This window comes from Lentzea sp. (genome assembly GCF_036380075.1).
Classification (GTDB): Bacteria; Actinomycetota; Actinomycetes; order Mycobacteriales; family Pseudonocardiaceae; genus Lentzea.
Genome location: NZ_DASVFL010000320.1, coordinates 1 through 8,517, shown reverse-complemented (window position 1 = coordinate 8,517; position 8,517 = coordinate 1). Strand labels below are relative to the sequence as shown.

The 8,517-nt window shown below is 70.0% G+C and carries 10 protein-coding genes; 4 read left to right on the top strand and 6 right to left on the bottom strand.

Annotated features, from left to right (window positions below; all coding sequences use genetic code 11):
- Positions 1-88: 88 nt before the first annotated feature.
- Positions 89-748 (bottom strand): response regulator transcription factor, encoded by a 660-nt coding sequence (locus tag VF330_RS33520; protein ID WP_330855724.1) that lies wholly within the window; start codon positions 746-748, stop codon positions 89-91.
- Positions 749-837: 89 nt separating this feature from the next.
- On the opposite strand from VF330_RS33520, the gene VF330_RS33515 reads away from it, so the two are divergent.
- The 4 genes from VF330_RS33515 to VF330_RS33500 are packed head-to-tail and all read left to right on the top strand — an operon-like array spanning position 838 to position 4,164.
- Positions 838-1,326, top strand: coding sequence for a hypothetical protein (locus tag VF330_RS33515; RefSeq protein ID WP_330855723.1), 489 nt, complete (start codon positions 838-840; stop codon positions 1,324-1,326).
- Between the two features lie 8 nt (positions 1,327-1,334).
- Positions 1,335-2,375, top strand: coding sequence for a peptidoglycan-binding domain-containing protein (locus VF330_RS33510; protein WP_330855722.1), 1,041 nt, complete (start codon positions 1,335-1,337; stop codon positions 2,373-2,375).
- Positions 2,372-3,022, top strand: a complete 651-nt coding sequence (locus VF330_RS33505; protein WP_330855721.1) for an ABC transporter ATP-binding protein — start codon at positions 2,372-2,374, stop codon at positions 3,020-3,022. Before VF330_RS33510 ends, VF330_RS33505 begins: the two co-directional genes overlap by 4 nt.
- Positions 3,022-4,164: an ABC transporter permease gene (locus VF330_RS33500; RefSeq protein WP_330855720.1), complete on the top strand. Its 1,143-nt coding sequence runs from the start codon at positions 3,022-3,024 to the stop codon at positions 4,162-4,164. Before VF330_RS33505 ends, VF330_RS33500 begins: the two co-directional genes overlap by 1 nt.
- A gap of 55 nt (positions 4,165-4,219) precedes the next feature.
- Here VF330_RS33500 and serC read toward each other — a convergent pair whose 3' ends face one another.
- From serC to VF330_RS33475, 5 genes are all read right to left on the bottom strand, one after another.
- Positions 4,220-5,347: a phosphoserine transaminase gene (gene serC, locus VF330_RS33495; RefSeq protein WP_330855719.1), complete on the bottom strand. Its 1,128-nt coding sequence runs from the start codon at positions 5,345-5,347 to the stop codon at positions 4,220-4,222.
- Between the two features lie 114 nt (positions 5,348-5,461).
- On the bottom strand, positions 5,462-6,064 hold the full coding sequence (locus VF330_RS33490; protein WP_330855718.1) for a response regulator transcription factor: 603 nt from the start codon (positions 6,062-6,064) through the stop codon (positions 5,462-5,464).
- Positions 6,061-7,116: a sensor histidine kinase gene (locus tag VF330_RS33485; RefSeq protein WP_330855717.1), complete on the bottom strand. Its 1,056-nt coding sequence runs from the start codon at positions 7,114-7,116 to the stop codon at positions 6,061-6,063. The genes VF330_RS33490 and VF330_RS33485 overlap by 4 nt, the downstream gene beginning before the upstream one ends.
- The gene (locus VF330_RS33480; RefSeq protein ID WP_330855716.1) at positions 7,095-7,925 is read right to left on the bottom strand and encodes an ABC transporter permease; all 831 of its coding nucleotides are present in this window, start codon (positions 7,923-7,925) and stop codon (positions 7,095-7,097) included. The genes VF330_RS33485 and VF330_RS33480 overlap by 22 nt, the downstream gene beginning before the upstream one ends.
- Positions 7,922-8,517, bottom strand: a 596-nt coding sequence (locus VF330_RS33475; protein WP_330855715.1) for an ABC transporter ATP-binding protein, incomplete at its 5' end; no start/stop codon positions are given. The genes VF330_RS33480 and VF330_RS33475, both read right to left, overlap by 4 nt.

Below are 8,517 nucleotides of genomic sequence, written 5' to 3'. Positions count from 1 at the left end.
GCGAGCAGCCAGTAGTTGAGACCGATCAGCGCGATGCCCGCGATCAGGAACACCCCGGCGTACCAGGCCGTCAGCCTGGTCCGCAGCGTCATGACCCGAACCGGTAGCCGGCGCCGGGCACGGTCTCGATGACCTGCGGCGCGCCCAGCTTGCGACGCAGCGTCATCACCGCCACCCGCACGGCGTTGGTGAACGGGTCGGCGTGCTCGTCCCAGGCCTTCTCCAGCAGCTCCTCCGCGCTCACGACGGTGCCCTCCGCTCGCATCAGCACCTCCAGCACCGCGAACTCCTTCGGCGAGAGCGGCAGGAACCTGCCGTTGCGCGCCGCTTGGTGCCGGGGCAGGTCCAGCGTCACGCCCGCGCGTTCGAGCACCGGCGGCAACGCGGGACGGGCCCGGCGGCCCAGCGCCTGCACGCGCGCGACCAGCTCGGCGAACGCGAACGGCTTGGTCAGGTAGTCGTCGGCGCCGAGCCCGAGGCCCGCGACGCGGTCGTCCACCTCGGCCGCCGCCGTCAGCATCAGCACCCGCGCCTCGCCACCGGACGCGTGCACCGCCTTGCACACGTCGTCACCGTGCACGAACGGCAGGTCGCGGTCGAGCACCACGACGTCGTACGCGTGCACGCCGACGCGTTCCAGCGCCGCCTCGCCGTCGTAGCAGACGTCGACCGCCATCGAGAACCTGCGCAGTCCCTCGGCGATCGTGTCCGCGAGCAGCTGTTCGTCCTCGACCACCAGCACACGCATGGCGCCCATTTTCCGCGCGAGGGGCATAAGCGCCGGATAAGGGCTTTCGCTTAACGCGGTCGAATGACGGCCTCCGTAGACCTGTCGCCGTGAAGAAAACCACCGCGCTCCTCTTCGCCGTGCTGATGGCGTTGACCGCCTGCGGTAGCAAGCCGGCGGAGAACGAGCAGAAGAAGGACAACAGGGCGGACATGGTCAAGTTCGCGCAGTGCATGCGGGAGAACGGCATCGACATGCCGGACCCGCAGGGCGACGGCAACGGCATCACGATGGCCATCCCCGGCGGCAGCGCGGACGACGGCGACAAGATGTCGAACGCCCACAACGCGTGCAAGCAGTACCTGCCCAACGGCGGCGAGTTCAAGCCGCCGTCGCCAGAGGAGCAGGACAAGATGCGCCAGCAGGCGAAGTGCATGCGCGACAGGGGTTACAACTGGCCCGACCCGAAGTTCGAGGGCGGTGGCGCCGTCGGCGAGGCCATCGAGCTGCCCGACATGGAGGACGACAAGGTCAAGCAGGACATGAAGGACTGCGGCCTGGGTGAGGGCGGCATGGTCGCGGCGAGGCCGGCCGGATGAAGCGCCGCGTGAACAGGAAGGTCGTCATCGCCGCGCTCGTCGCCGCGGTGGTGCTCGGCACCGGCGGGGTCGTGGTGCTCACTAGGGTCGCCTCCAACCAGGCCAACGCCGCGCCGTTGCAGAACAACCCGGCGAAGACCGCGCAGGTGAAGAGGACGAACCTGGCCGACCAGCAGTCGGTGACCGGCCAGCTCGGCCACGGCGCGGAACGAGCGCTGGCCAGCCGGAAAAGCGGCACCGTCACGGGCCTGCCGAAGCAGGGCGACGTCGTCGAGCGGGGCAAGCCGGTCTTCCACTCGGACGCCAAGCCGGTGCCGCTGTTCTACGGCGAAATCCCGCTCTACCGCGACCTGGAGCAGGGCATGTCGAACGGCCCGGACGTCAAGGTGGTGGAGGAGAACCTCGCCGCACTCGGGTTCGCCGACTTCGGCACCCCCGACGACAGGTTCACCTACTACACCGCCACCGCGCTGAAGAAGTGGCAGAAGGCCAACGGCCTGGAGCAGACCGGCAAGCTCGGCTCCGGCGACGTGGTCGTCCAGCCGGGCGCCATCCGCGTCGCGTCGCTGAACACCCAGCTCGGCGCACCCGCCGGCGGCGAACTGATGAAGGTCACCGGCACCGAGCGAGCGGTGACCGTCGAGCTGGAGCAGTCCAAACAGCGCCTGGCGAAGCAGGGCGAGAAGGTCGAGCTGTCGATCACCGGCGGCAAGCCCACCACCGGCACGATCACCGGCATCACCCGCACCGCCGGCGACCCCAACCAGGGCCAGAAGCCGAAGATCGTGCTGACGGTGTCCGTCGACGACCCGAAGGCCGTCGAGGGCGTCGAGAGCGGCAGCGTCACCGCCGTGTTCACCGTGGCGAAGAAGCAGAACGTGCTCGCGGTCCCGATCGGCGCCCTGCTCGCGCTGGCCGAGGGCGGCTACGGCCTGGTCACCGACGACGGCAGGACCATCCCGGTCACCGTCGGCGTCTTCGCCAAGGGCCAGGTCGAGGTGCGGGGCGAAGGCCTGCGCGAGGGCATGAAGGTGGTGACCACCGAGTGATCACCGTCGACCACGCGAGCCGCACCTACCCCGGCGGTGTGCAGGCGCTGCGCGACGTCTCCCTGACCGTCGGGGGCGGGGAGATGCTCGCGATCGTGGGCCCGTCCGGCTCGGGCAAGTCGACCCTGCTGCACCTGATGGGCACGCTCGACAAGCCCACCACGGGCCGCGTCGAGATCGACGGCCACGACGTGTCCTCGTTGTCGGACAACGCCTTGTCGGCCCTGCGGGCCCGCACGATCGGGTTCGTGTTCCAGCAGTTCTTCCTCACCGAGGGCCTGTCGGCGATCGAGAACGTGGCCTCGGGCCTCGTCTACGCCGGCGTCCCGCGCTCGAAGCGCCGGGCTCTCGCGATGTCCGCTCTGGACAGAGTCGGGCTGATCCACCGCGCTCTGCACAAACCGCACGAGCTCTCGGGCGGCGAACGCCAGCGCGTCGCGATCGCCCGTGCCGTGGTGAACACGCCGGGCATCCTGCTGGCCGACGAGCCGACCGGGAACCTGGACACGCAGAACGGCGCCGGCGTGCTGGAGCTGTTGGAGAGCCTCAACTCCGACGGCACGACGATCGTGCTGATCACGCACGACCGGGACATCGCGGCGTGGGCGCCGCGCCGCGTCGAGGTGCGCGACGGGGTGATCGTTTGATGGACCTCCTCCGCCTCGGCTTCTTCGGCATGCGGACCCGCCCCGTCCGCGCCGTCCTCTCCGCCCTGGGCATCGCCATCGGCATCGCCGCCGTGATCGCGGTCGTCGGCATCCCGGCCTCCAGCGCGGCGGCCCTGAACGACAAGATGTCCAAGCTGGGTACCAACCTCCTCACCGCCGCGCCCGGCCAGGACTTCTTCGGCGCCGACGCGAAGCTGCCGGAGACGGCGGTGCCGATGGCCAAGCGCATCGGCGCGGTGTCGGCGGCCAGCGCCACGGGCAAGATCAGCGCGAACGTCCGCAAGAACGACCTCGTGCCGTCCAGCGACACGCTCGGGTTGCAGGTGCAGGCGGCGGAGCAGGACCTGCTGAAGGTCCTCAACGCCGAGGTCCGCGCGGGGCGGTGGCTCTCGCCCGGCGAGAAGTCGGTGGTGCTCGGGGGCACCGCGGCCTCGCGGCTCGGCGTGGACAAGCCCGGTGTGCAGCTGTGGATCGACGGCCAGTGGTTCACCGTGGTCGGGATCCTCGGGCCGTTGCCGCTGTCGCCGGAGATCGACCGATCCGCGCTCGTCGGGTGGGAGGTGGCGAAGGAGGCGTTCGGGTTCGAGGGCAACGCGAACACGGTCTACGTGCGCACGTCCCCCGACCAGGTCGAGAACGTCCGCAACCTGCTCGGGCCGACGTTGAACCCGCAGAAGTCCAACGAGGTCAAGGTGTCCAGGCCGTCGGAGGCGCTGGAGGCACAGCAGCTGGCGGAGAGCTCCTACAACGCGCTGTTCCTGGGACTGGGTGGAGTCGCGTTGCTGGTGGGTGGCGTCGGCGTGGCCAACACGATGGTGATCTCGGTGCTGGAACGGCGCAGGGAGATCGGTCTGCGGCGGGCGCTCGGGGCGACCCGGCGTCAGGTCAGGTGGCAGTTCCTCACCGAGTCGGTGCTGCTGTCCGGTCTCGGCGGGCTGGTCGGGGTGGTCGTCGGGATCGCGGTCACGGCGGGGTACTCGATCAGCCAGCGGTGGCCCGCGGCGCTGCCGTGGCCGGCCCTGCTCGGGGGAGTGGGCTCTGCGGTCCTCATCGGTGCCGTCGCCGGGGTCTACCCGGCGGTGCGGGCGGCGCGACAGTCGCCCACGGAGGCACTCGCCTGAAAAAGCCCTGGGGCGCACCGGCGAGCAAGCCGGTGCGCCCCAGGTGCGGAGGAGCTCAGATCTGGCCGACGACCCAGTCGATCGCCTGCGTCAGGATCGTGACGTCGTCCGGCTCGATGGCCGGGAACATCGCGACGCGCAGCTGGTTCTTGCCGAGCTTGCGGTACGGCTCGACGTCGACGACACCGTTGGCGCGCAGCACCTTCGCCACCACGGCGGCGTCCACGTCGTCGTTGAAGTTGATCGTGCCGACGACCTGCGAGCGGTCGGCGGCCTTCTCGACGTACGGCGTGGTGTACGCGGTCTTCTCGGCCCAGGAGTACAGGCGGTCCGACGAGTCCTTGGTGCGCGCGACGGCCCAGTCGAGGCCGCCGTTGCCGTTGATCCAGTCGATCTGGTGCGCCAGCAGGAACAGCGTGGCGACCGACGGCGTGTTGTACGTCTGGTCCTTGGTGGAGTTGTCGAGCGCGGTCGGCAGCGACAGGAACTCCGGCACCCAGCGGTCCTTGAGCTCCTCGACGCGGGCCAGCGCGGCCGGCGACATGAGCGCGAGCCACAGGCCGCCGTCCGAGGCGAACGACTTCTGCGGCGCGAAGTAGTAGACGTCGAAGTCCTCGGCCTTAACCGGCAGGCCGCCGGCGCCGGACGTGGCGTCGATCGCGATGAGCGCGTCGCCGGAGCCCTCGATGCGCGTGACGGGCATCGCGACACCGGTCGAGGTCTCGTTCTGCGCCCAGCCGACCAGGTCGGCGCCCTCGGCGTAGAACAGCTCGGGGGCGGTGCCCGGCTCGGCCTTGGTGACCAGCGAGTCCTTCAGGAACGGCGCGGTCTGCGTGACCTTCGCGAACTTGGAGGAGAACTCGCCGTTGGTGAAGTGCTGCGCGGTCTCGCGGACCAGCCCGAACGACGCCGCGTCCCAGAACGCCGTGGTGCCGCCGTTGCCGAGCACGACCTCGTAGCCGTCGGGGAGCTGGAACAGCTCGCGCAGTCCGGAGCGGACGCGGCCGACGAGGTTCTTGACGGGCTTCTGCCGGTGGGAGGTGCCGAGCAGCGCGGCACCCTCGGTGGCGAGGGCCTGGACGGCCTCGGGACGCACCTTGGACGGTCCACAGCCGAAGCGGCCGTCGGACGGCTTGAGCTCGGCGGGGAGCACCAACGAGGTCGGATCGGCGGTCTGGGTCATGTGGTCACGCCTCCGGGGCGATTGACGATCTTCAGGGACCTGTGACCGGCGCCGTTGCCGGAGTTCACAGTGTTGCAGGCTGATGGACGGGAGATGTCAGCCGGGTGTCCTGGGTCACTGCAACATCCCCCGATCCAGCGCTGTGGTGACCGCGGCGGTCCGGTCCGAGACGCCCAGCTTGTTGAACACCCGCAGCAGGTGGGTCTTGACGGTCGCCTCCGAGATGAACAGCGACCGGCCGATCTCGACGTTCGACAGACCCTTCGCGACCAGGCGCAACACCTCCGCCTCCCGCGCGGACAGCGGCGGGGTGCGGACCTGGCCGACGACCTTCGCGACCATCGACGGCGCCAGCACGGTCTCGCCGCACGACGCCGCCCGGATCGCCGCGATCAGGTCCTCGGTCGTCGAGTCCTTGAGCAGGTAGCCGGAGGCGCCGGCCTCGACCGCGCGGAGGATGTCCGAGTCGGTCTCGTACGTGGTCAGGACCAGCACGCGCGGCCCGGTGCCGACGATCTTCGCGGTGGCGGCCACCCCGTCCATCTCCGGCATGCGCAGGTCCATCAGGACGACGTCCGGCTTCAGCTCGGCGGCCTTCAGCACCGCCTCCTGGCCGGAGCCCGCGTCACCGACGACCTCCAGGTCGTCCGCCACGAGCATCCCCTTCAGGCCCTGGCGCACCACCGGGTGGTCGTCCACCAGCAGGATCCTGATCACAGCGGCACCTCCACCAGCACCGACGCACCCTCGTCGCTCGACAGCGACAGCGTGCCACCCACCTGCTCGAGCCTCGCGCGCATGCCCCGCAGGCCGAAGCCCTCCGGCGCGTCGCCGAACCCGCGTCCGTCGTCGCGCACCTCCAGGGACACGCCGTCGGTGTCGAACCGCATCACCACGTCCACCCGTGACGCCCCCGAATGTCTCGTCACGTTGTTGAGCGCCTCTTGAACGGTCCTCAACAGCACCACGTCCACCGAGGTCGCCAGCGGTACGGGGTCGCCGATCACCCGGAACGTCGACGGCAGCGGCGCACTCGCCAGCAGCCTCCGCAGCGCGTCCTCCAGCGATGATCCGTCCAAAGGGGACGGTGCGTTGGAGGCGACGAGCGCCCGCGCCTCGCGGAGGTTCTCCCGTGCGGTCCGCAGCGCCAGCTCGACGTTCGGCTGCGCGCCCTGCAGGAGCGTGATGATCGAGGTGAAGCCCTGGGCCAGCGTGTCGTGGATGTCCGCCGACCACCGCGCCCGTTCGGCCTCGATGGTCAGGGCCTCGATGCGTTCCAGCAGCTCACCGCGTTGCTTGTTCTGCTGCGCGATCCGGCTCACCGCCCACCCGAACGCCTGCGAGAAACCGACGATCAGCAGCGCCGCGGGCCAGGGCAGGGCGGCGTCGGCGCCGGCCAGCCAGGTGAGGAGCTGCGGGGTGAAGACGAAGACCACCATCGGGAAGAACGCCCACGTCGCCGGCAGCACCATGTAGATCTGCGGCACCAGGCCGAACAGTGCGAACGTGGCGTTGCCGCTCAGCCAGACCGCGGGAGCCCAGAGGGCCAGCGAGCCCACCGCGTAGACGAAGCCGTGCCAGTCCTCGACCCCGGACCTGAGCAGCCGGTTGCCGAAGGCGAGGAACCACAGGCCGTTCAGGACGAGCAACCCCGCCGCCGACAGCCTGTCGGCGAGGGGGTTGGCGTCCACCAGGACCAGCGTGATCGTGGTGACCTGGGTCAGTGCGAAGAGCACGTACCAGGTCGTCAGCTGCTGGTGTTGCTCCACTTGAAGGTCCTGCTCACGAGCACCAGGCCCGCGATCGTCCACGCCCCGAGCACGAGCGCGATCTTCCCGAGCTCCCATGATCCCGCCGCCTCCATGACCGCGTAGCCGTCGTCCAGTGCGAACACCGAGCGGAAACCCTGACACACCCACTTGAGCGGGAAGAGCGAGCCCACGGTGCGCAGCGACTCCGGCAGAGCCGTCTGCATGATGAACACACCGCTGAGGAACTGGAGCACGATGTACGGCAGGTTCAGCACGCCCGCCGCGTTGCGGGTGTTCTTGGCGATCGCGCTGAGCGCCACGCCGATCAGCGAGCACGAGATGACGCCGAGCGTGAACACCCAGCCGAACGTGAACCACTTCTCCGCCGTCGACGGCAGTTCGACGTCGAACCGCAGCACGGCCACCGCCATCAGCAGCGCGGCCTCGACCAGGCTCGACACGAAGACCAGGACGACCTTGCCGATGAAGTAGGACGCGAACGGCATCGGCGTGCCGCGCAACCGCTTGAGCGTCCCGTCCTCGCGGTCGGCGACGACGCTCATGCCGAGCCCGACGAACGACGTCGAGATGATGCCGGCGCCGATCATGCTGGCCGCGAACATCTGGCCGTGCGACGGCTCGGAGACGTAGACGGTGCCGAGCAGCAGCATCAGGATCGCGGGCAGCGACACCGTGAAGATCAGGCTTTCCTTCTGCCGGAAGAACTCCCGCAGCTCGGTCGCACCCCTCGCGAGACCGAGCGACAGCGTGGAGGGCAGGGCGGCCGCCGCGGCCGAGGCCGTCTTGGACAGGACCGGCGTGGTCATTTGATCAGCTCCAGGTAGACGTCTTCCAGCGAAGGACGGGTGACGGTGAGCTCGGCCAGCTCGCCGCCGCGGGACACCTCGGCGATGACCCTGGTCGGTTCGGAGGTCTTGACCTCGGTGTAGCCGCGATCGGTCAGCCACCGGACCGTGGCGTCGGCGTGCGCACGTCCGCCGAGCGTCTGCGGCGTGCCCTCGGCGACGATCCGCCCCCCGGCGAGCACGGCCACGCGGTCGGCGAGCGCCTCGGCCTCGTCGAGGTAGTGCGTGGTCAGCAGGATCGTGGTGCCCTCGGCGGCCAGCAGCTTGATCAGGCCCCAGAACTGCCGGCGCGCCTCGGGGTCGAAGCCCGTGGTCGGCTCGTCGAGGAAGACGAGCTCCGGCCGCCCGATGATGCCGAGCGCCACGTCGAGCCGCCGCCGCTGACCGCCGGACAACGTCCCGGCGCGGGACCTGGCCTTCTCGGTGAGCCCGACGAGGTCGATGACCTCCTCCGGGTCACGCGGGTTCCCGTAGTACCTCGCGTAGTGCTGCACGGCTTCGCGGACCGTCAGCGTCGCGGCGTCCGTCGCGCTCTGCAGGACGATCCCGAGCT